Genomic DNA, 21,064 nt, shown 5'->3' with positions numbered 1-21,064 from the left:
ATGTCAAGCGGCGATCCCGCCTGTGTGGGTCGCGCGTGCGGAGGATCGGAAATGGATGCGGTTTATGTCGTTGCCGCCAAGCGCACGCCCATCGGCAAGCTGAACGGCGCGTTCGCCAGCCTGTCCGCGGCGGAGCTGGGCGGGCAGCTTATCCAGGCAATGCTTGCCGATGCTCAGCTCGCGCCCGATGCCGTCAGCGAGGTGATCATGGGCCAGGTGCTGACCGGCGGCGCCGGGCAGAACCCGGCGCGGCAGGCCGCGCTCAAGGCTGGCCTTCCGGTCAGTATCCCCGCCATGACCGTCAACAAAGTGTGCGGCGCCGGCCAGAAGTCGATCCATCTCGCCGCCCAGGCCATTCGCTGCGGCGACGCCGATTGCGTGATCGCCGGCGGACAGGACTCGATGACCTCGGCACCGCACTTCATTTCCGATATGCGCGGCGGCATCCGCATGGGCGACCGTACCCTCAAGGATTCGATGATCACCGACGGGCTGTGGGATGCCTTCCATCAGGTGCATATGGGCGTAACGGCCGAGGCGCTGGCGCAGCGTTACCAGATCACCCGCGAGGAACAGGACAGGTTCGCGCTGCGCTCACAGGAGAAGGCGGACGCCGCCATCCAGACTGGCCGGTTCGACGAAGAGATCGTCCCGATCTCGATAAGGACAAGGCAGGGCGATCTCGTCATCGACCGTGACGAACATCCCAATCCCTCCACCACCATGGGAGTCCTCGGCCGGCTGAGGCCGGTCTTCGATGCGGCTGGCACGATCACGGCCGGCAACTCGTCAGGCCTCAACGACGGGGCGGCGGCGGTGCTGGTGATGTCGGAGGCGCGGATGAAGAAACTCGGCCTGACGCCCCTAGCCCGCATCGCCTCCTACGCTTCAGCCGGGGTCGAGCCTATGGACATGGGCCTCGGACCGGTGGCGGCCTCGCGCCGCGCGCTCGACAAGGCCGGATGGCACGCGTCCGATCTCGACGTGATGGAGGTCAACGAAGCGTTCGCCGCGCAAGCCATCGCGGTCAACCGCGAGATGGGCTGGAACGAGGACATCATCAACATGAGCGGCGGCGCCATCGCGCTTGGCCATCCGCTGGCCGGCTCCGGCTGCCGCATCGTGGTGACGCTGCTCCACGAAATGATCCGCCGCGACGCGCGGAAGGGCCTCGCCTCGCTCTGCATCGGCGGCGGCCAGGGCGTGGCGATCTGCCTGGAGCGGTGAGCCTGAAACTCTGAGCAGTTAGTTGCCTGAGGGAATTGGGCAATGGGCTTGGCCAGCATCTGGCGAACGACAGCTTTGGGTCAACGAAAGAGCTCAAGACTACGGCCGACATTAGGCGCGAAGCAGACGTTCAAGACTTTGTCAGCAGGAGGTCACTTCGGTCAACTTGCGCCATGCGCTTGACAAAGTCGGACTGCCTTAATGGCGACCGGCAGCAGTCCAGCTGCGTCAAGTTGGGACCTGCGAGTAATATTCGGGAACCAAACCAATCCACAGAAATATTTTGTTGGTATTTTTTGTTGGTTAGCACTGCTTTTGCGCGAGTCTTAACCATTTGAAACGACAGCCAGATTTCTCTGACTTGGATTCCGCCTCTGGCACCATCCTCTCTTCTCCCGACATTCCCCTGCGCCGAAGCTTCTACGCTCAGTCGAAGAAACCCGCATCCTCTTCCCTGAGATATTTCCTGGCCGCCTCGGCGTCGATATCGAGCCCCAGTCCCGGCGCTTCCAGCAGGTCCACCATGCTGTCCTTCACGATCTGCGACGGCAGGCCGATGACGATGTCTTCCCACCAGGGATCGGAGGCGCTCGGATATTCGAAGGCGATGTAGTTGGCGGGCAAGGTGGCGCAGACGTTGATCAGCGCGCCAAGACCGAGCAGGCCGTTGGCGGTACCGTGCGGAGCCATCAGGATGGAATGCATGTAGGCGTGCTCGGCCACCCATTTGAGCTCGGCGATGCCGCCTATATCGGCCGGATCCGGGCCGATGACGCGCACCGCTTGCGTCTCGATCAGCTCCTTGAAATTGTGCCGCAGGTAAATCTGCTCGCCGGTATGGATCGGCGTCGAGGTGGAGGCGGTCAGCTCCCGATAAGCCTGCGGATTGACCCACGGGACATAATCGCCGGTCAGCATGTCCTCCAGCCACATCAAATTGTACTTCTCGACCGCGCGGGCGAATTTGATCGCGTCGGGCAACATCCAGCCCGGGCCGCAGTCGAGCGCCAGGCTCACCTTGTCGCCCAGCATTTCCTTCATCGCGACCACGCAGTCGAGCATGTGATTGAAACCGCGCTCGCTGATAACGCCCTGATCCATGGCGCCGTGATAGCCGGCCTTCTTCTGCGTCACGCCGTAATGGAAGCCCTCGATGGTGTCCTTCATATTGGAGTGGAACGAGATTCCCTGCTTGATCATGAAGAAGTTCTGCGGCTGCTCCATCATCCATTTGACGTCGGCGGCGTAGTCCTGCGGCCGGTCGCCGGTGCGCTTGCGGCGGATCGAGCCGTTGTAGACGCGAACCTTGTCGCGCACCTTGCCGCCAAGCAGCTTATAGACCGGAACGCCGGCGGCCTTGCCGGCAATGTCCCACAACGCATGCTCAATAGCGCTCACCGCCGCGCCATAGGGCTTGAAGGAGCCGCGCTGGCGGATCTTCAGCATCACCCGCTCGACGTCGGTCGGGTCCTCGCCGATCAGCGCTTCGCGGAAATGCAGCACAAAGGGCTTGAGGTAGGTCTTGGTGAACTCGACTTCGCCAAGGCCGTAGAGGCCTTCGTCGGTCACGATGCGCACGATAGGGTGCTGGCCGATGACGGCGCAACGCAGGTCGGTGATCTTCATGGCGCAGTCCTAGTTCACAGACGAGAAAGCTGTCGGCGTGAGCAGCTGGCTGCTGATATTGGCAATGATCTGCCCGTCGCGCTCAGACTCGTCCCGGGCCCTGTGCCATGCCGGATCGGTGACGAAAGCCGCCCATTTCGCCTCACGCTCGGCCAGCGATTCCCAGGCGAGGAAATAGGTGAGGCGATTGCTGTTTTCGCCGATCGCCGTGGTGAAAAACCCGGCCTGGGGGATGCTATGTTTCTCCCATATGGCAAGCGTTTGGTCGGAAAAGCGCTTGAGCAAAGCCGGCAGCCTGCCCGGCAGGCAGTCATAGATACGCAGTTCGTAGATCATGGTTTCGTCCGTTTCTTTCTTCATCTCCGGCTTAGGAGAGGTCGACACGAATGGTCGGTCGTTGGTCCTGTGAACCTGGGGGAATGGGGGCGGGCGATCTGGCTAACTCCAGGTCCGGTCCCAGCTATATTCATTGTCCCAATGCTCGGTGGATTGCCATATCCCCGTGACACCGGGCTGCAGATGCTGCGCGATCACTTCGTCGACGACGTCGTCGATCCCCAGGCCCGGTCTGTCCGGAACGGTGATGAAGCCGTCCTTCACCAGCGGTTTGGGCAGGCCGGTGACGATATCGTCCCACCAGTCGACATCGGCGGAATGATATTCGAGCGCCATGAAGTTTTCGGTCGCAGTCGCGACATGCGCCGCGGCCATCGCGGCGATCGGGCTTTCGGCCATGTGGATCGCCATGGCGACGCCGTGGTCCTGCGCCATGTCGCCGACCTTCTTGGTCTCGAGGATACCGCCGCTGGTGAGCAGGTCCGGATGGACGACGGAGAGCCCGCCGCTCGCGAGCAGGGGTTCGAAACTCTCCTTGAGGTAGATGTCCTCGCCGGTGCAGATCGGCACCGAAGTCGCTTGCTGCAGCTGCCGGTATTGCTCGGTGTACTGCCAGGGAATGACGTCCTCGAGCCAGGCCGGGACGTATTTCTCGATGCGGCGCGACAGGCGTATGCCGTCCTGCAATGAGATGTGGCCGACATGGTCGATTGCCAAAGGAATCTCGTAGCCGATGACCTCGCGAACCTCGTGAATGTACCGCTCGAGAAGATCGATGCCCTTCTCGGTGAAATGCAGACCGGTGAACGGGTGCCGCACGTTCTGCGCGTCATAGGCGAGATTGCGGGCCTTGCACTCCTCGAGCGTGCCGCCGCGGCCGCGCGGATTGGCGTGAAACCCTTCGAGCGCGCCGGCGGGCGATGTCACAGCACCCGGAATGTGGGCGATCTGCATCAAGCCGAGATCCATCTTGAGGAAGGTGAACCCGCGATCCATGCGTTCCTTGAGGCGTTTGCCGGTCTCGGTGCCGCTCGGCTTCTCGGCGTCGGTATCGCAATAGACGCGCACGTGATCGCGGAACTTGCCGCCCAGCATCTGGTAGATCGGCACGCCATAGGCCTTGCCGGCGAGATCCCAGAGCGCGATCTCGACCGCCGACACGCCGCCACCCTGCCGCCCGTGCCCGCCGAACTGCTTGATGCGTCGGAATAGCCGGTCGACATCGCAGGGATTCTCGCCGAGCAGCCGGCTCTTCAACATCAGCGCATAAGTGGCGCTGGCGCCGTCGCGCACCTCGCCAAGCCCGACGATGCCCTGGTTGGTGTAGATCTTGAGCAGCGCCGAGGTGAACGGCGCGCCGACGATTTCGGCCACCCGCATGTCGGTGATGCGAAGCTCGGACGGCCTGGAATTGGTGTTGACCCGATTGAGAGCCTCGTCGGCTCCATCCGTCTTCGGCATGACTTATCCTCGTTCTCGTCGATGGTTATGCCCCTCGCCTGGCCCGCACAGGTCGTTGCTAGCCCAACTCGATCTCGTGGGCCTGCAGGTAGTCGCGATTCATCTCGACACCGAGACCCGGCTTCGAGGTCAGCCTGAGGTTGCCGTTCGAAACATCGAGCGGCTTGTCGATGAGGTGGTCGTATTTGGAGAGGTCCCACTCCGAGGTTTCGAGCTTGTAGAAGTTGGGAACCGTCATCATCACCTGCGCTCCCGCGACCACGTTGATCGGTCCGGCGGCGTCATGCGGCGAGACGGGCACGTAATAGGCTTCGCACAGGGCGGAAATCTTCTTGAACTCGGTGATACCGCCGGTCCAGGTGACGTCCGGCATGATGTAGTCGGCGAGCTTGTTCTCGAGCACCGGCACGAAATCCCACTTCGTGTGGCCGCGCTCGCCCCACGAGATGGCGGCGCTGACCTTGTCGCGCACCTGTTTGAGGGCATTGAGGCTCTCGGGCGGACAGGGCTCCTCGAACCAGTCGATCTGGCCCGCCTCTTCGAGGCTGCGGCAGAGGCGAATAGCGGTCGGAACATCGAAGCGGCCATGCGCATCGATGAGGATGTCGACATCGGGGCCTGCCGTTTCGCGGATCAGGGCCGTCAGTTCGGCGGCCTCGCGCTCGTCCTTGCGGGTCATGCTGCCGTCGAGATAACCGTCCCGCCTTTCGCGGGCTACGCCATCGACGCTGAGGCCCTGATGGGGAAAAGGATCGAATTTGAGGCCGGTGTGACCGGACTCCACGATGTCGCGAATTTCGCGGATCACGGCTTCCTTGCTGGTGAATTTGGCCTGGTTGGGATGGGTGTAGAGCGCGATTTCATCGCGCACTGGCCCGCCCAGCAGCTCATAGATCGGCTTGCCGAGGACTTTGCCGCGGATATCCCAGAGAGCTATGTCGATGGCGCTGACGCATTCGACGGCGGCGCCGCGGCTGCCCATATAGGTGAAGCTGCGGAAAATCTTGTGCCAGAGATACTCGATACGGGCCGGATCCTCGCCTGTCACGGCGGCGCCGATCTGGCGCAGGATCGTGCAGAGAGCCCGGTTGGCGAGCTTTGTCGTGGTGGTGATCTCCCCCCAGCCACTCACCCCCTCGTCGGTCGTCACTTCGACGAACAGGAACTCTCCCCAGTAAGAAGCATCGGACTTGATCAGCCATGGCCGAATGCTGGTGATTTTCATCTGGACTATCCTCTCTGAAACGGCCAGGCTGACGGTGTTTCGGATCGGCTACCCTGCCCGGGCGGCGCTACGGGCGCGCATGTGTTCGAGGACATGCCGGCCGGAGCCCTCGACATGGCGGGCAATGAGTTCGGCCGCCTTCTCGGCCTCTCCCGATTTTACCAGCGCGATGAGCTCGCGATGCTCGCGGATAATCGCGGCGCGTCTGGCAAGCGTGAAATTGAACCGCCGGCTGACCGCCCTCAGCACTTCGCGATGCTTCCACCAGAGCTCGGCCGCATGGCGGTTATAATGCCGCTGGTACATCACGGTGTGGAAGGCGGTATCGAGCTCGCTGTGCCTGAACGTGTCGGCAAAATTGTTCTCCTCGATCAGGTTCTGGAGACGTTCGAGCTCGGCGATGTCCTCGTCGGTGGCCATGTTCACGAACCATCGCGTCAGGGCGGGTTCGATCAGGACGCCGATCTCGTAGATATCCCGGACAAAGTCCTGATCTATGGGTCGCACGCGTGCCCCGCGATTGGGACTGAAGATGACAAAGCCCTCTCCGCGCAACAATTGCAGGGCCTCGCGCACCGGGTTGGTCGAGGTGCCGTGACGCCGGGCGAGATCGGCGACCACAAGCCGTTCGTTGGCGGCCAGCCGTCCTTCGATGATGTCATCCCTGATCAGTTCATAAAGCGAGGCGCCCTCGCTGGAAGCCCCGATGGGGTCAATTCCCGCAGGTGGCTCCGCTTTGAAATCGCTTGTCTCGGCCAAGGCCCATCTCCCCCAAGTGAATACACCCTCCGCCCTATATCACGCTCGGTTTCGATAAAACAATGTACGATTCTTCGCGTTGACAGATAATCTGTGATCTGAAAACGTACAAAGTCGTCGAAGGGATACATTAGAACTGGCAAATATCCCGCGATCGAACGAGCAACGACCGCTTGCCTCGACGCAGAGCGGCACGGGAGAGAAACCTGGAGGATACCTATGACGAGGATTACGCTCGGCGGTGCCGTCCTGCGCGGCACTGTCTCCACTGCGTTAATGGCATCGTTGATGGCCGCGCCGGCGCTGGGCGCGCCGCCGGTCGACCTGAGCAAGTGGTCGCCGGAATATGTGCGCTCCATTGCGGGCACGCAGGATTTTGACACTGCGGGCGATTGCGCCAAGGTCACCCCGCTCGACTACAAGGGCCGACTGACCTTCTGGTACCAGGGCGTGTTCGAGGGCGACCCGGACCTTTTGCGCCAGTACTATAAGGATTTCTTCGCAACCTTCCGCAAGACCTATCCGAACATCCAGCTCGAGGAACAAGCCCTCACCTACAACGACCTTCTCGACAAGTTCCGCACGGCGCTGCTCGGCAACGCGGCGCCAATGGCGGTCCGCCTGCAAATCCTGGGCGGCACCGAGTTCGCCTCGAAGGGCTATCTGCAGCCGCTCAAGCCCGAGGATGTGGGGTATTCGACCGAGGACTTCTGGCCCGGCGCCATGAAGGCCGTCACCTGGGACGGCGTGACCTACGGAATTCCGACCAACAACGAGACGATGGCGTTCATCTGGAACGCCGACATCTTCAAGCGCGCGGGCCTCGATCCGAACAAGCCCCCGGCCACCTGGGACGACGTCGTCAAATATTCCAAGCAGATCCACGACAAGCTCGGCATTGCCGGCTACGGCCTGGTGGCGCGCAAGAATGCCGGCAACACGCCTTATCGCTTCATGCCGCAGTTGTGGGCCTATGGCGGCGGCGTCTTCGACGAGGCTACCCCCAACCCAACGTACAAGCAGATCGAGCTCGACAGCCCGCAGAGCAAGGCGGCGCTGCAAGCCTCCTACGACATGTATGTTCGCGACAAATCGGTTCCGGTCTCGGCGCTCACCAACCAGCAGGCCGACAACCAGCCCCTGTTTCTCGCCGGCCAGCTCGGCATGATGATCTCGCATCCGTCCGACTACAACGTCATGCTCGACCTGCAGAAGAAGGCGACGGGCACCGACAAGGACAAGGCACAGACCGTCATCGACAACATGCGCTATGGCCTCATTCCGACCGGCCCCGACGGCAAGCGCGCCGTCGTGTTCGGCGGCTCGAACATCCACATCCTGAAGCCCGAATATGTCGAGGGGGGCAAGGTGGACGAGCCGGCCGCAAAGGCCATCATCTGCATGTGGACGAGCCCGGAATGGTCGCTGAAGATGGCCTATGCCGGATCGAACCCGGGCAATCTCAACGGCTTCAAGACCAAATGGATGAAGGAACGTCTGGACAACATCAAGTTTCTCGACGTCACGACCTCGATGCTGCCATACGGCATCCCGTTCCCGGCGCTGCCGCAGTCGCCCGAAATCATGAACATCATCATCCCGGACATGCTGCAGAATGCCCTGACCGGAGCGATGACCGTCGATCAGGCGGCGGAGGACGCGGCCAAGAAGGTGAAAGACCTGATGGGAGGCGGGCTCTAATCCGGGCCTGACCGACGATCGGATCGGCTGCGCCGTGAGCGCAGCCGATACTTCCCCAAGAACAAGGGCGCGCTACAGTGACGATCGCGACCGGCAAGGCCGAGGCTCGCCGCAGATTGCAACCCGCCGGGTCCGGCGTGCTCCGCAGTATCTGGGAGCATCGCGCCGACTACGCGTATGTGCTTCCCGCGATCGCCGTAATGCTCATCGTCATCGCCTATCCGATCTACTACACAATCGAGCTGTCCTTCTTCAACACCCCGCCCGGCCTGCAGCTCCGCGACAAGATCTTCGTCGGCATCAACAACTACACGGCCATCCTCACAAGCGAGGTGTTCTGGAAGGTCACCTGGAACACGCTTGTCTGGACAGCGGCCTCCACTTTCATTTCCTTCGTCCTTGGCTTTTGCGCCGCGCTGGCGCTCCACCGCGACTTTGTCGGCCGCGGTATCCTGCGCGCCATCCTGATCATTCCCTGGGTCATCAGCGCGGTCGCCGCTTCCTATATCTGGAAGTGGATCTACCATTCGGATTTCGGGGTCATCGGCGCGGTTCTGGTTGGCCTCGGATTGGCCGGAGGGCCGCCGAATTTCATCGACAATGTCAGCACGGTGCTGCCTTCCCTGATCGTCGTCAATATCTGGCGCGAGTTTCCGTTTGCCATGATCATGATGATGGCCGGCCTGCAGACGGTTCCCGACCAGTTGCTGCGCGCGGCGACGGTCGACGGGGCCAATGCATGGCAGCGCTTCTGGCACGTCACCTTCCCGCATTTGAGAAACGTCTCGACGGTGACGATCCTGCTTCTGGCGGTAGCCAACTTCAACTCCTTCATCATCCCATGGATCATGACCGGCGGCGGGCCGTCCAATGCGTCGCATATCTGGATCACCCACATTTATGAGCTTGCCTTCGGCCGGCAGCGCTGGGGCGTGGCGTCGGCCTATTCGGTGCTGCTGTTCTTCATCCTGATGACACTCGGCTATTTCTATGTCCGTGCGCTGAGCGGCAACGAGCGGAAGGATGGAAGCGCATGAGCACGATTGCCGAGACAGTCCCTCGAAACCAGGCCCGTCGCCGCATGCGAATCGACGGATGGCGGTGGGGCGGCCGCATATTCCTGGTGTTCATGCTGCTTTACACCGCGCTGCCGATGATCTGGATGCTGCTGACCTCGATCAAGTCCGGCTTCGCGGCGATGCAATTTCCGCCGCAATGGTGGCCGGATCAGCCTACCCTTGCCAGCTACCAGAAGCTGCTCGATCCGCAGAACAGCGTCGGTCAGGATTTCCTGCGCTTCTTCTGGAACAGCCTTTACGTTTCCACTGCCACGACCATCCTTTCGGTGATCGTGGCGGTTCCCGCGGCTTACGCGTTTTCGCGCTTTACCTTCCCGGGCCGAAACTTCCTGTTCTTCGCAGTGCTGCTCCGAAACATGTTCCCGGCGGTGATCTTTCTCGTGCCGCTGTTCATCCTGATGCGTGCGCTCGGGCTGGTGAACACGCATGGTTCGCTCATCCTCACCTATCTGACCTTCGGCTTGCCGCTGGCGATCTGGCTGCTCAAGGGCTTTTACGACAATATCCCGGTGCAGCTCGAGCAGGCGGCACGCATCGACGGCGCTACACGGTTCCAGGCCTTCATCCTGATCGTGATGCCGCTCTCGACGCCGGGGATTATCGCCACCGCGATCTATTCCTTCATCGGCGCCTGGAACGAGTACATCTACGCCTACACCTTTCTCTCCAAGAACGAACAGTTGACCCTGCCGGTCGGCATCCAGCGCTTCTTCTCGGAAAATACGACGGACTTCCCGGGCCTGATGGCAGCAAGCTTCATGATGAGCGTGCCCGTCGTCGTGCTGTTTCTCGTCCTGCAACGATACTTCGTACGCGCCCTGACGGAAGGCGCGGTCAAGCACTAGGAGTCGCTGCCGATGGCCCACGTGGTCCTCAAAGATCTCGTCAAGACCTATGGCGGCTTCAAAGCTGTCAACGACGTCTCGCTGACGGTCAATGACGGCGAGTTCGTCGCTCTCGTCGGCCCTTCAGGCTGCGGCAAGACAACCACGCTCAATCTCGTGGCGGGTCTGACCTCGGCAACATCGGGCGACATCGTCATCGGCGACCGCGTGGTCAACCACCTAGATCCCAAGGACCGGGACATCGCGATGGTGTTCCAGAACTATGCGCTCTACCCGCAGAAATCGGTCTACAAGAACCTGGCCTTCCCGCTGCAGATGCGCAGGCTGCCCAAGGACGAGATCGACAAGAAGGTCAGGGAGGCGGCGCGCGTGCTCGATATGACGCAGTTGCTCGAGCGCAAGCCGCGCGAACTTTCGGGTGGTCAGCAGCAGCGCGTGGCCCTGGGCCGCGCCCTCGTTCGAGATCCGGCGGTGTTCCTGATGGACGAGCCGCTCTCCAATCTCGATGCGAAGCTGCGCGTGCAGATGCGGTCCGAGATAAAGCGGTTCCACCAGGACCTGAAGGCGACGATCATCTATGTGACGCACGACCAGCTCGAGGCCGTGACTATGGCGGACAGGATGGCGGTGATGAACGGCGGCTATCTGCAGCAATATGATTCGCCGGCGCAGGTTTTCGCCCATCCCGTGAACATGTTCGTCGCGAGCTTCGTGGGCAGCCCGGCGATGAGCCTTATTCCGCTCGAGGCATCGACGGCGAACGGCGGCACGGTGTTGACCAGCGCGGAGGGCTGGAGCCTTGAGCTGTCGCCGCCCAATGCGCGGAAAGTCGCGACAGCAACGACCCGGAAAGTCGTGCTCGGCGCGCGACATTCGACGATCAAGCTGCACAAGAGTGCGGTGCCGGGCAGCGTTCCGGCCAAGGCCTACACGGTGGAGCCGACCGGAGACGTGACTTTCGTTCAGGCGTTCCTGTCCGGCGCCATTGTCAACGTCAGCGTGCCGCCGAGCATTGCCGTCGCGCCCGACGAGCGGATCTGGCTCGAGTTCGACCAGGAGCGCATGCATCTGTTCGACAGCGAAACCGAAATGGCCCTCAGGGCCGATTGACGCGGCGAACGCGTGTGGACGTGGCGCGAATGACGACGAAACTTAAGATCACCGCGATCAAGCCCTACCCAGTGTGGGTGGGAACGCGCAACCAGATGCTTGTCAAGGTCGAGACCGACCAGGGCATCTTCGGCTGGGGCGAGAGCGGCTTGAGCGGCCGCGAGAAGGCCGTGGCCGGCGCCGTCGAGCATTATCGCGAGTTCCTCGTCGGCCGCGACGCCATGCAGATCGGCCGGATCTGGCAGGAGCTTTATCGCAGCCAGTATTTCGAGGGCGGGCGGGTTCTGCAGGCGGCGATTTCCGCCATCGACATCGCCCTTCACGACATCAAGGGCAAGGCGCTGGGAGTGCCGGTCTACGAACTGCTCGGCGGCAAGCAGCGCGACCGCATCCCCACCTTCGCCTCGACCGGAGACGAGGCCGAGGGCGATGCTGCCATCGAACGCGCCCATGAGTTGCGCGCGCAGGGATGGCAGGCCATCCGCTTCTTTCCCGCCGGCCAAAACAGCAAGGACATCTTCGAGCCGCGCGAGTCAATCGGCGCTACGGCGAGCATGCTGAACAAGGCGCGTGAGGCGCTGGGCGAGGATGTGGTGCTCGGCATCGACTACCATCATCGGCTGTCGGTGGCGGAGGCCGCGAGCTTCTGCAACAAGCTCGGCCGCGGCGTGCTCGATTTCCTCGAGGAGCCGATACGCGACGAGACGCCGGAGGCCTACGAGTCCCTGCGCAGGATGACCGACATCCCCTTTGCCATTGGCGAGGAATTTGCCAGCAAGTGGCAGTTCCTGCCCTACATCGAGCGCGGCATTCATCAGTTCAATCGGCTCGATGTCTGCAATGTCGGCGGGCTCACCGAGGCGATGAAGGTCGCCGGCTGGAGCGAGGCGCATTATGTGGACCTGATGCCGCACAATCCGCTCGGTCCGGTGTGCACCGCCGCGACCGTGCATCTGGCCGCCGCCGTGCCCAACTTCGCCTGGCTCGAAACCAGGGCGCCCGAAAGGAAGCTGGGCTTCGACAGTTCCGACTTCTTCCCCGTGCAGCCGCGGCTCGACGGGACCGATTATCCGGTCGGCGATCTGCCGGGGCTCGGCGTCGAGGTCAATGAGAAGGCGATCAAGGCGCAGAGTTTCCGCTTCTGGGAAGCGCCGCATCTCAAACGCCGCGACGGTTCTGTCACCAACTGGTAGTTCCAACTCATCCGGAGTTCGACAATGACGCATATTTCCGACATCACGCGTCCGCCCAAGGACCTGATCGACGCGCTGAAAGAGATCGGCGCCGCGACGGTTGCCGGCACGCTCGGTCACATGGGCTTCCGCAGTCCGCATATGGTCGGCCCGGTGGCCCAGAACCATGGGAAGTCGATCGTCGGGCCGGCGCTGACGCTGCAATTCCTGCCGCAACGGCCGGACCTGTTCGACGAGGGAGAATATACCGATCCGGAAACGCAACTGCACCGGCATGTGCTCTATCATGCGCAGGAGGGCGACGTGGTCGTGGTCGACGCCCGCGGCGACATGAGCTCGGGCGTCTTCGGCGATATGATGTCGACCTATTTCAAGGGCAGAGGTGGCGCCGGCATCGTCATCGATGGATGCATGCGCGACCGGCCCAATGTCGAAAAGCTCGATCTGCCGCTATGGCTGCGCGGCTGGACGCCAAACTATCATGTGCAGACCAGCATCTATCCCAATGCGGTCAACGTCCCGATTGCTTGCGGCGGCGTGACGGTGATCCCCGGCGACATCATCGTCGCCGACGATGACGGCGCGGTGGTGGTTCCCGTCGCAATGGCCGCCAAGGTCATCGAGGAGGCTCAGAAACACCACGATTGGGAAGAGTTTTCACGCGAGAAGCTGATGCAGGGCGCTCCGTTGCAACGCTACTATCCGCTGCACGACGATGCCCGCGCAGAGTATGAGGAATGGCGCAGGTCAAGACGCCTTTAAGTTGGCAAGCGGGCCTCCCGGCCCGGCGGCGCAAGGCATCGACCATCCGGTCGCGCAAAGGCGGCTTCCCTCGCTATGAAGGCCTATTCGAACGAATAGGTAAATCCTTCCGGCGACGCGCCGACGATGACTTTCGCCATCTTCTTGCCCTCGAGCGAGCGGTTGAGGACGCCGCGGCTGAGTTCCGGCAGCAGCGTGTTGGTGAGGATGGCGTCGATCATGCGGCCGCCGGATTCGATCTCCGTGCAGCGCGCCTTGACCAGGTCCATGACGCCGTCGCCGATCACCAGCTCGGCATCGTTGGTATCCTTGAGGCGCTTGGCGATCTTGCCGAACTGGTGACGGGCGATCGCCTCGATCATGGAATCCGACAACGGGTAATAGGGTATCGTGACGACGCGGCCTAGGAAGGCGGCCGGGAAGACCTTCAGCAGCGGGGCGCGCAGCGCGGTATCGAGATCGTCGATGCCGGTCCGCACCGTGCCGTTCTTCGTGCGATCCATGATGACGTCGGATCCGACATTCGAGGTGAGCAGGATCAGCGTGTTCTTGAAGTCGATGCGGCGACCTTCGCTGTCGTCCATCATGCCCTTGTCGAAGACCTGGAAGAAGATCTCGTGCACGTCGGGATGCGCCTTCTCGACCTCGTCGAGCAGGATCACCGAATAGGGTTTTCTGCGCACCGCCTCAGTCAGGATGCCGCCCTTGCCGTAGCCGACATAGCCGGGCGGCGCGCCCTTGAGCGTAGAGACAGTATGCGCTTCCTGGAACTCCGACATGTTGATCGAGATCAGGTTCTGCTCGCCGCCGTAAAGCGTTTCGGCAAGCGCCAGCGCGGTCTCGGTCTTGCCGACGCCGGAGGGGCCGCAAAGCAGGAAGACGCCGACCGGTTTTTCCGGCGCGCCGAGGCCGGCGCGGCTGGTCTGCACGCGCCGGGCGATCATCTCCATCGCGTGATCCTGGCCGACGACGCGCTCGGACAGGGTCGCGGCGAGCTTGAGCGCCTTTTCGGTCTGGCTGGAGAGCATGCGTCCGGTCGGGATGCCGGTCCAGTCCTGCACCACGGCGGCGACCGCATTGCGGTCGACCGAGGGCAGGATGAGCGGCGTCTCGCCTTGCGCCGCGGCAAGATCGGCCATCAGCTCGCGCAATCGCGCGAGATTGGCAGCGGCTTCGTCTGCCGGCTCGGCGGACACCGCTTCGGCCCTCGCAGCCTTGGCGTTCGTGGCCTCGGCCTTCTTGGTCTCGGCAGCCTTGCCGTCGCCAATCTTGCTCTCGCCGATCTTGCTCTCGGGAGCCCTTTGCTCTGGCGCCTTCGCCGCGCCTTCCGCGCTCTCTGCCTCCGCAGCGGCCCCTTCGTCCGGCGCCGCATCGAGCGGCACGCCCTCGCCGCGCAATTTTGCGCGCAGGTCGAGAATCTCGGCCACCAAGGCCTTTTCCCGGTCCCAGCGCGTCCGGGCGGCGGCCAAAGCGGTCTCGGTTTCCGCCAGCCCGGCGTCGACACGGGCCTGCCGGTCGGCGACGTCGATGCCGATCGCGGCTTCGCGGCCAATGATGCCGCTCTCGACCTCGAGTGCCTGGCGGCGGCGCAGGATGTCCTCGACCTCGGCTGGCGTCGCATGCTGCGAGACCGCGACGCGCGCGCAGGCGGTGTCGAGCAGGCTGACCGCCTTGTCCGGCAATTGCCTGGCCGGGATATAGCGGTGCGAGAGCGAGACGGCGGCCTCGATCGCCTCGTCCAGGACCTGCACCTTGTGGTGCTGCTCCAGCACGCCGGCAACGCCGCGCAACATCAGCACGGCCACCGCTTCCGAGGGCTCATCGATCTTGACCACCTGGAAACGGCGGGTGAGCGCCGGATCCTTCTCGATGTGCTGCTTGTACTCGGCCCAGGTCGTGGCCGCGATGGTGCGAAGCTCCCCGCGCGCCAATGCCGGTTTCAGGAGATTGGCGGCATCGCCGGTCCCGGCCGCGCCGCCGGCGCCGATCAGCGTATGCGCCTCGTCGATGAACAGGATGATCGGCACCTCTGAGGCTTGGACCTCGTCGATGACCGCCTTCAGCCGCTTCTCGAACTCGCCCTTGACGCTGGCGCCGGCCTGCATCAGCCCGACATCGAGCATGCGCACGCTGACATTCTGCAGCGTCGGCGGCACGTCGCCCTGGGCGATGCGGAGCGCAAAACCCTCGACGACCGCGGTTTTGCCGACGCCGGCCTCGCCAGTCAGGATCGGGTTGTTTTGCCGACGGCGCATGAGGATATCGACGATCTGCCTTATTTCCGGGTCGCGGCCGACGACAGGGTCGATCTTGCCGTCGCGGGCGCGCTGGGTGAGGTCGGTGGCGTATTTCGCCAGCGCCGAATCCCCACCCGGACCGCGCTTCATCGGCGTCTCGGCAGCGTGCTCGGCGGGCGGTGAGCCGGCCTCCAGCGAGCCTTCGGTGACATCGGCGAAGCAGGAGATGACCCCATCGGCGTCGATCTTGTCGAATTCGGCGCTGATCTTGGAGACCAGGCCCTCCAGCACGGGCGTCTTCAGGCAGGCAAGCAGGATATGGGCGCTGCGCACTTCCTCGACGCCGAACTCCAGCGTCGCAAGGTTCCATCCTTCCTGGATGGCGTGGAAGATGTGGTCGGAGAATTCCTCCAGCGAGGTGGCGCCGTAGGGCAGCTTGTCGATGGCTCGGGTCATGTCGGCCGTCAGCCGGCTGGCATCCAGCCCGGCGTCGGCGACGATCATCTGCACATCCGAGCGCTCTGACAGCACCAACTGCTGGATGAAATGGACAAGCTCGACATAAGGATTGCCGCGCAGCTTGGCCGTGTCGGCCGCGGCCTTGAAGGCGCGCACCCCGGTGGCGTTCAGCTTGGCGACCAGTTCCTTACGCTTGAAGCTCTGCGATGACCGGCGCTGTTCCATCGAACCTGCTCCCGCAACCTGCCGACCGTACCCTGCCATATAAGCGGCTGCTTGACAAAGCCGCATGGCGGATAAGGTTTTTGAATCTATCCGGGCGGCACCGCCCGGATACACAAGCCTTGCAAACTCGTGGCCAACAAACACGATTGCTGCCCGGGCTATGCGAGCCATTTCACATACCGGGTCCGGCAATCGCGCAATGGGTTTCGCCGAAGAGAACGGTCGCGTTTAGCTTCCGTTAGTTTTTGCGCAGGTGCTCAATTGTCGTCGCGCGAAGCCGGTGATAACGTTACGTTACATAGGGGTCTCAGGGCCGCTGGCTGGGGGTTGGTGTGATTGATCTCGCACTCTGGCTGAATCCTCTGAACGGTGAGAATCCGTCGGGAGAGGACTTGCGCAACGACCCGGCCTTTCATGAGCTGGAGCGCCTGGCCGAGCCTCAGCTCAAAGTTGTCCATGACGGTAACAGCAAGCCCACCTCGCAACCCAGTCCTGTCGACTGGGCGGCGGTGCTCGAAAAGGCCGAAGAGTTGCGCGCCCGCGGCCGGGACCTGCGCCTGCTGGTCATCGTCGCGCGGGCCTTGGCCAACGAGGAAGGGCTGGCCGGCCTCGCCCAGGGCCTGACGCTGATCGCGCGAACCTTTGAGCAGTATTGGGACACCATGCACCCGTCGCTGCGGACAGGCGCGCCGCGCGATGCTGCCTTGCGGCGCATCAACGCGCTGCTCGATCTGCAGAACGGCCAGGAAGGCTTGCTGGCGAACCTCAGGCAGATGGCCTTCTTCTCCCCGCGCGCGATCGGACCGATCAGCGGCCGGGACCTCGAACAGGCTGCGCTCGACGAACGCGTCATGCTCCAGGAAGCGGCCTCTGGCCTTGGGGCCGCCGAAAAGGCGGCGCTGACGAGCGCCCACAATCAGCTGTTGAACCGCGTTCGCACCGGATGCGCGGCGCAAATCGATCAAGCAGCGGATGTGATGACCTCGCTGCTCGCCGACGCGCGGGCCGCGATCGCTGCCCTCGACGCGGTGGACGCCGCGCTCAACGCCCGCATCGACGGCCATGGCGCCACTATCCCGGAATTGAAGAAGTTCCTGCAGCGTTTGCTGACGACGCTGGAGCGGAATTCCGGTGCCGGCGCCACGGCGAATGGTGCCGCGAAGGCCACTCCGCAGGCGGCGGCGGAACCAGCAATGCCCGCCCGCAACGGTCATGGAGCCGAGACGATGGCAAGTGTGACAAGCGCCGTGGAAGCGAGCACCGGTCTGCCGGACCGCATCAACTCGCGCGACGAGGTCGTCAAATGCCTCGACCTCGTGGTCGCCTTCTACGACCGCACCGAGCCGTCCAGCCCCATCCCGCATCTCGCCCGGCGCGTGCGCCGGATGGTGCACATGGATTTCGTGGAACTGATGGAAGATCTCGCCCCGTCGGGGCTGAAGGAGTTCCGGCTGCTTGCCGGCGTTCCCGATCCCAAGAAGCCGGCCCAGAAGGATGAAAGGTAGAAAAGCATGCCAGCAGAGAGCAAAGCGAAGGTCATCGAAAGAAACCGCGCGCCGCGCGTGCAGATCGCCTACGACGTCGAAACCTACGGCAGCCCGACGACGATCGAACTGCCGTTCGTCATGGCCGTGATGGCCGATCTTGCGGGCGCTTCGCAGACCAAGGAAGCGTCGAAGTCGGTGCTTGACCGCAACTTCGTCGAAACCGACGCCAACCGCTTCCCGAAATTCATGGAGGCGATGGGGCCGCGCGTGAAGGCGCGGGTGAAGAACACCCTGCCGCAGGCCGAGGGCCAAGAGCGTGAGGAAGAGCTCATGGTCGATCTCACCTTCTCGAAGATGGGTGACTTCGCGCCGGACAAGATCGCCGAGCAGGTCCCGCAACTGGCCGAGATCCTGAAGATGCGCCGTCAACTCGAGGAGTTGCTGGGCTTCATGGACGGCCGCGTCGACGCCGAAAAGCGCATCGCGCAGCTTTTGAACAACGAGCCGCTGCTGAGCAAGATCGCTAGCCAGGCGATGGATGACGGCAAGGGCGAGGAGTAAGTCATGGCCGAACAGCAAAAGACCGCAGCCGCCACCGCCGAGGCGGAAGCCATAGATCTCGGCGAATTCAGCGGACTCCTTGAAAAGGATTTCAAGGTCAAGAAGGACGACAGCGAGAAGCTGCAGCAACTGGTGCGTAACCTGGCTTTGGCCGCACAGTCGCGCTCCGAGAGCACAACCATCTCGTCCAACGCGATCAAGTCGATCAAGTCGCTGATCGCCGGCATCGACAAGATGCTGACGACGCAGGTCAACGAGATCCTGCATGCGCCGGAAGTGCGCGAGATGGAAGGCACGTGGCGCGGCCTCTGGTACCTGATCAACAACACCGAGACAGATACCAAGCTGAAGATCCGGGTGATGAACATCTCCAAGGAGCAGCTGGCCGACACGCTCGAAGACTATGAAGGCCAGATGTGGGACCAGAGCCCGATCTTCAAGAAGGTCTACACGGACGAGTATTCGATGCTGGGCGGCGAGCCGATCGGCTGCATCATCGGCGCCTATGAATTCTCCAACCACCCGCGCGACGTCGGCCTGCTGCGCAACATTTCCGGCGTCTGCGCCTCGGCGCACACGCCGTTCATCGCCGCCGCCTCGCCGCGGCTGTTCCGCATGGACAGCTGGCAGGAACTGCCCAACCCGCAGGACCTGCAGATGATCGTCAACAACCCGGCCTATGCCTCGTGGCAGTCGCTGCGCGAGAGCGAGGACGCCCGCTATATCGGGCTCACCATGCCGCGCGTGCTGGCACGCCTGCCCTACGGCTCGGAGACCGTTCCGGTGAAGGGCTTCACCTTCGAAGAAGAAGTGGGTGGCGACCACAACAAATATGTCTGGATGAATGCCGCCTTCCCGATGGGCGTCAATATCAACCGCAGCCACAAGCTCTATGGCTGGGGCACCCAGATCCGCGGCGTCGAGAATGGCGGCACGGTGCTGAACCTGCCGGTGCACGCCTTTCCGACCGACGACGGGTCGATCGCGATGAAATGCCCGACCGAGGTTGCCATCGACGACCGGCGCGAGGCGGAACTGGCGAAACTCGGCCTGATGCCGATCCTGCACCGCAAGAATACCGACCTGGCGGCCTTCATCGGCGCGCATTCGCTGCAGGACGACGAGACGCGCGCCGGACGTCTGGTCGATCCCGACGCTCAGGCGAACGAACGGCTGAGCGCCAACCTGCCCTACCTCTTCCCGGTCTCGCGCTTCGCGCACTACCTGAAGGCGATCGCGCGCGACAAGATCGGCTCGTTCAAGGAACGCACCGACATGGAGATCTGGTTGACCGAATGGATCAATCGGTATGTGCTGGCCAATCCAGCCTTTGCCGATGACAAGGCGCGCGCCAAGCGCCCGCTCGCTGCGGCCGAGGTCCAGGTCGACAGCGTCGAGGGCCGGCCCGGTTACTACAATGCCCGTTTCTACCTGCGTCCGCACTACCAGCTGGAAGGCATCAACGCCTCGCTCCGGCTGGTATCGGAACTGCCGTCGGTGAAGGGCTGAAATCGTTAAGCAAAGTCATCTTGTTTGTAGCGGTGGAGAAAGACAATGCCAGAGAGAACCGATGCGCCTTCGACGAAGATCGACGGCTTCCTGAAAGTCCCGGACATCAAAGGCCCGAGCAAGCGCGACGGCCATGAAGACGAAATCGAGATCCATGGCGTCGACTATAAGATGATCGCGCCCTACGACCCGAATTCGCTCTCGCGGCGCGGCCGCGTGTCGATGGGTATGATCAAATTCATCAAGCATTACGACAAGTCGTCGCCCTATCTGAAGAAGGCACTGTTCGAGAACAAGGCGCTCGACGAGGTGGTGTTCTCGGCACGCCGCACCATCGACGGCGAGACCAGCGACTATCTGGTGGTGACGCTCACCGACGCCTCGATCATGGAATACGACATGCGGCAGGCGCACGACGAACCAGACCTGATCGAGGAAGAGGTCAGCTTCGCCTACAAGAAAATCAAGTTCGTCTACGACAAGGACGACGAGATCGAAATGGACGTCTATGTCGGCAAGTGAGGCCAAGCGGCCGGCCGCGAAGGCGCAGCTCGCCGGCAGCTCTCGGGCAAAGCGCGAGGCGGTCCAGCCCTCCCTCTGGGACCGCCTTGTCAACGATTTGCCCGGGCTGACGTCGGAGATCGATGGGCTGCGCCGCCTGCTGGATGAAGAACTCGGCGCCGAGCGCGTCGAGGCCCTTCTTGCCGGCAGCGCCCGCGCCATCGATGCCGATGCCGAGTTGACATCCGAGCAGAAGCGGCGACTGCACAGGCTGGTCTTCCAGATCGAGCACCGCACCGAGATCGAAAGCCGCGGCGTGGTGGTGTCGGCGCGCGTGCTCAGGGAAGCGGTCCGGCGCGATATCGAGGCCCTGTTCAACACCGAGCGTTTCGAGTCCGTGCCGATGCTTTCCGACGCCGAGCATGAACAGCCCTTGGACGAATTGCCGCCGCTTGCCGATTTTCCGGAGGTGCGGCGCAGCGTCGTCAATTACGGCGTGCCGTCCTTTTCGGGGCGTTCGTCGCGGGATTTCGACCGCGATACTTTAGCGCGCGAGATCCGCGCGGTTCTGGCCACCTTCGAGCCGCGTCTCAAGGAGAGCGCTACGACCGTCAACGTCACGCTTGGCGACAAGACCGTCGGTCTCAAGATCGAGATCGACGCCGTGCTGATCATGACGCCGACGCCGGAACGCATGCGGCTGCGCACCACGATCAATCTCGACAACGGCCTGGCGCGAACCGAATTCCGGGAGACCTGAG

18 protein-coding genes are annotated in these 21,064 nt (G+C 62.8%); 12 read left to right on the top strand and 6 right to left on the bottom strand.

The annotated features are described in order from the left end of the window. Window positions 1–51: 51 nt before the first annotated feature. Window positions 52–1,227: an acetyl-CoA C-acetyltransferase gene (locus tag LB538_RS14830; RefSeq protein ID WP_224523615.1), complete on the top strand. Its 1,176-nt coding sequence runs from the start codon at window positions 52–54 to the stop codon at window positions 1,225–1,227. A 426-nt stretch (window positions 1,228–1,653) separates the two neighbouring features. Here LB538_RS14830 and LB538_RS14825 read toward each other — a convergent pair whose 3' ends face one another. The 5 genes from LB538_RS14825 to LB538_RS14805 form a co-directional block, all read right to left on the bottom strand. Beyond that, on the bottom strand, window positions 1,654–2,853 hold the full coding sequence (locus tag LB538_RS14825; protein ID WP_224523613.1) for a mandelate racemase/muconate lactonizing enzyme family protein: 1,200 nt from the start codon (window positions 2,851–2,853) through the stop codon (window positions 1,654–1,656). Window positions 2,854–2,862: 9 nt separating this feature from the next. Continuing rightward, window positions 2,863–3,189, bottom strand: a complete 327-nt coding sequence (locus LB538_RS14820; protein WP_224523611.1) for an NIPSNAP family protein — start codon at window positions 3,187–3,189, stop codon at window positions 2,863–2,865. A gap of 102 nt (window positions 3,190–3,291) precedes the next feature. Then, window positions 3,292–4,650 carry a mandelate racemase/muconate lactonizing enzyme family protein gene (locus tag LB538_RS14815; RefSeq protein ID WP_224523607.1) on the bottom strand — a complete coding sequence of 453 codons (1,359 nt, stop codon included), beginning with the start codon at window positions 4,648–4,650 and terminating at the stop codon, window positions 3,292–3,294. A gap of 58 nt (window positions 4,651–4,708) precedes the next feature. Further along, window positions 4,709–5,875 carry a mandelate racemase/muconate lactonizing enzyme family protein gene (locus LB538_RS14810; protein ID WP_224523603.1) on the bottom strand — a complete coding sequence of 389 codons (1,167 nt, stop codon included), beginning with the start codon at window positions 5,873–5,875 and terminating at the stop codon, window positions 4,709–4,711. A 48-nt stretch (window positions 5,876–5,923) separates the two neighbouring features. Further along, the gene (locus LB538_RS14805) at window positions 5,924–6,634 is read right to left on the bottom strand and encodes a GntR family transcriptional regulator (RefSeq protein WP_140844146.1); all 711 of its coding nucleotides are present in this window, start codon (window positions 6,632–6,634) and stop codon (window positions 5,924–5,926) included. Between the two features lie 219 nt (window positions 6,635–6,853). Between LB538_RS14805 and LB538_RS14800 the strand changes: the two genes are divergently transcribed. The 6 genes from LB538_RS14800 to LB538_RS14775 all read left to right on the top strand — a co-directional run bounded on the left by LB538_RS14800 (window position 6,854) and on the right by LB538_RS14775 (window position 13,324). Continuing rightward, window positions 6,854–8,335, top strand: a complete 1,482-nt coding sequence (locus LB538_RS14800; protein WP_140844144.1) for an ABC transporter substrate-binding protein — start codon at window positions 6,854–6,856, stop codon at window positions 8,333–8,335. Window positions 8,336–8,412: 77 nt separating this feature from the next. Continuing rightward, window positions 8,413–9,372, top strand: a complete 960-nt coding sequence (locus LB538_RS14795) for a carbohydrate ABC transporter permease (RefSeq protein ID WP_224523601.1) — start codon at window positions 8,413–8,415, stop codon at window positions 9,370–9,372. Continuing rightward, the gene (locus tag LB538_RS14790) at window positions 9,369–10,259 is read left to right on the top strand and encodes a carbohydrate ABC transporter permease (protein ID WP_224523600.1); all 891 of its coding nucleotides are present in this window, start codon (window positions 9,369–9,371) and stop codon (window positions 10,257–10,259) included. The genes LB538_RS14795 and LB538_RS14790 overlap by 4 nt, the downstream gene beginning before the upstream one ends. 12 nt (window positions 10,260–10,271) lie before the next feature. After that, window positions 10,272–11,369, top strand: a complete 1,098-nt coding sequence (locus LB538_RS14785; RefSeq protein ID WP_224523599.1) for an ABC transporter ATP-binding protein — start codon at window positions 10,272–10,274, stop codon at window positions 11,367–11,369. A gap of 29 nt (window positions 11,370–11,398) precedes the next feature. After that, window positions 11,399–12,562, top strand: a complete 1,164-nt coding sequence (locus LB538_RS14780) for a mandelate racemase/muconate lactonizing enzyme family protein (RefSeq protein WP_224523597.1) — start codon at window positions 11,399–11,401, stop codon at window positions 12,560–12,562. A 24-nt stretch (window positions 12,563–12,586) separates the two neighbouring features. Next, window positions 12,587–13,324, top strand: coding sequence for a ribonuclease activity regulator RraA (locus LB538_RS14775; RefSeq protein ID WP_224523595.1), 738 nt, complete (start codon window positions 12,587–12,589; stop codon window positions 13,322–13,324). Window positions 13,325–13,407: 83 nt separating this feature from the next. Here the strand turns inward: LB538_RS14775 and tssH are convergent, their stop codons facing one another. After that, window positions 13,408–16,245, bottom strand: a complete 2,838-nt coding sequence (gene tssH / locus LB538_RS14770) for a type VI secretion system ATPase TssH (RefSeq protein WP_224523587.1) — start codon at window positions 16,243–16,245, stop codon at window positions 13,408–13,410. A gap of 332 nt (window positions 16,246–16,577) precedes the next feature. Here tssH and tssA point away from each other — a divergent pair, with 332 nt between their 5' ends. The 5 genes from tssA to tssE are packed head-to-tail and all read left to right on the top strand — an operon-like array spanning window position 16,578 to window position 21,063. Next, complete coding sequence (gene tssA, locus LB538_RS14765) at window positions 16,578–17,750, top strand: type VI secretion system protein TssA (RefSeq protein ID WP_224523585.1); 1,173 nt, start codon at window positions 16,578–16,580, stop codon at window positions 17,748–17,750. A 6-nt stretch (window positions 17,751–17,756) separates the two neighbouring features. Beyond that, on the top strand, window positions 17,757–18,293 hold the full coding sequence (gene tssB / locus LB538_RS14760) for a type VI secretion system contractile sheath small subunit (protein ID WP_095765809.1): 537 nt from the start codon (window positions 17,757–17,759) through the stop codon (window positions 18,291–18,293). Window positions 18,294–18,296: 3 nt separating this feature from the next. Beyond that, entirely contained in the window at window positions 18,297–19,802 is a 1,506-nt protein-coding gene (tssC, locus tag LB538_RS14755) for a type VI secretion system contractile sheath large subunit (RefSeq protein WP_140844128.1), read from the top strand. Window positions 19,803–19,847: 45 nt separating this feature from the next. Further along, window positions 19,848–20,324 (top strand): Hcp family type VI secretion system effector, encoded by a 477-nt coding sequence (locus LB538_RS14750; RefSeq protein ID WP_095765810.1) that lies wholly within the window; start codon window positions 19,848–19,850, stop codon window positions 20,322–20,324. Next, a complete protein-coding gene (gene tssE, locus LB538_RS14745) occupies window positions 20,311–21,063 on the top strand; it encodes a type VI secretion system baseplate subunit TssE (RefSeq protein WP_224523581.1) in 753 nt (250 codons plus the stop codon). Before LB538_RS14750 ends, tssE begins: the two co-directional genes overlap by 14 nt. Window position 21,064: the final 1 nt, after the last annotated feature.

This window comes from Mesorhizobium sp. Ca11 (genome assembly GCF_020165275.1).
Classification (GTDB): Bacteria; Pseudomonadota; Alphaproteobacteria; order Rhizobiales; family Rhizobiaceae; genus Mesorhizobium.
Note: the sequence above shows the minus strand (reverse complement) of the source record. Positions and strands in the feature narration are given on the sequence as shown.

Excerpts from the sequence above, each read along its gene's own strand:
- LB538_RS14830 (WP_224523615.1), top strand. The coding sequence starts at position 52 with ATGGATGCGGTTTATGTCGTTGCCGCCAAGCGCACGCCCATCGGCAAG.
- LB538_RS14825 (WP_224523613.1), bottom strand. The coding sequence starts at position 2,853 with ATGAAGATCACCGACCTGCGTTGCGCCGTCATCGGCCAGCACCCTATC.
- LB538_RS14820 (WP_224523611.1), bottom strand. The coding sequence starts at position 3,189 with ATGATCTACGAACTGCGTATCTATGACTGCCTGCCGGGCAGGCTGCCG.
- LB538_RS14815 (WP_224523607.1), bottom strand. The coding sequence starts at position 4,650 with ATGCCGAAGACGGATGGAGCCGACGAGGCTCTCAATCGGGTCAACACC.
- LB538_RS14810 (WP_224523603.1), bottom strand. The coding sequence starts at position 5,875 with ATGAAAATCACCAGCATTCGGCCATGGCTGATCAAGTCCGATGCTTCT.
- LB538_RS14800 (WP_140844144.1), top strand. The coding sequence starts at position 6,854 with ATGACGAGGATTACGCTCGGCGGTGCCGTCCTGCGCGGCACTGTCTCC.
- LB538_RS14790 (WP_224523600.1), top strand. The coding sequence starts at position 9,369 with ATGAGCACGATTGCCGAGACAGTCCCTCGAAACCAGGCCCGTCGCCGC.
- LB538_RS14785 (WP_224523599.1), top strand. The coding sequence starts at position 10,272 with ATGGCCCACGTGGTCCTCAAAGATCTCGTCAAGACCTATGGCGGCTTC.
- LB538_RS14780 (WP_224523597.1), top strand. The coding sequence starts at position 11,399 with ATGACGACGAAACTTAAGATCACCGCGATCAAGCCCTACCCAGTGTGG.
- LB538_RS14775 (WP_224523595.1), top strand. The coding sequence starts at position 12,587 with ATGACGCATATTTCCGACATCACGCGTCCGCCCAAGGACCTGATCGAC.
- tssH (WP_224523587.1), bottom strand. The coding sequence starts at position 16,245 with ATGGAACAGCGCCGGTCATCGCAGAGCTTCAAGCGTAAGGAACTGGTC.
- tssB (WP_095765809.1), top strand. The coding sequence starts at position 17,757 with ATGCCAGCAGAGAGCAAAGCGAAGGTCATCGAAAGAAACCGCGCGCCG.
- tssC (WP_140844128.1), top strand. The coding sequence starts at position 18,297 with ATGGCCGAACAGCAAAAGACCGCAGCCGCCACCGCCGAGGCGGAAGCC.
- LB538_RS14750 (WP_095765810.1), top strand. The coding sequence starts at position 19,848 with ATGCCAGAGAGAACCGATGCGCCTTCGACGAAGATCGACGGCTTCCTG.
- tssE (WP_224523581.1), top strand. The coding sequence starts at position 20,311 with ATGTCGGCAAGTGAGGCCAAGCGGCCGGCCGCGAAGGCGCAGCTCGCC.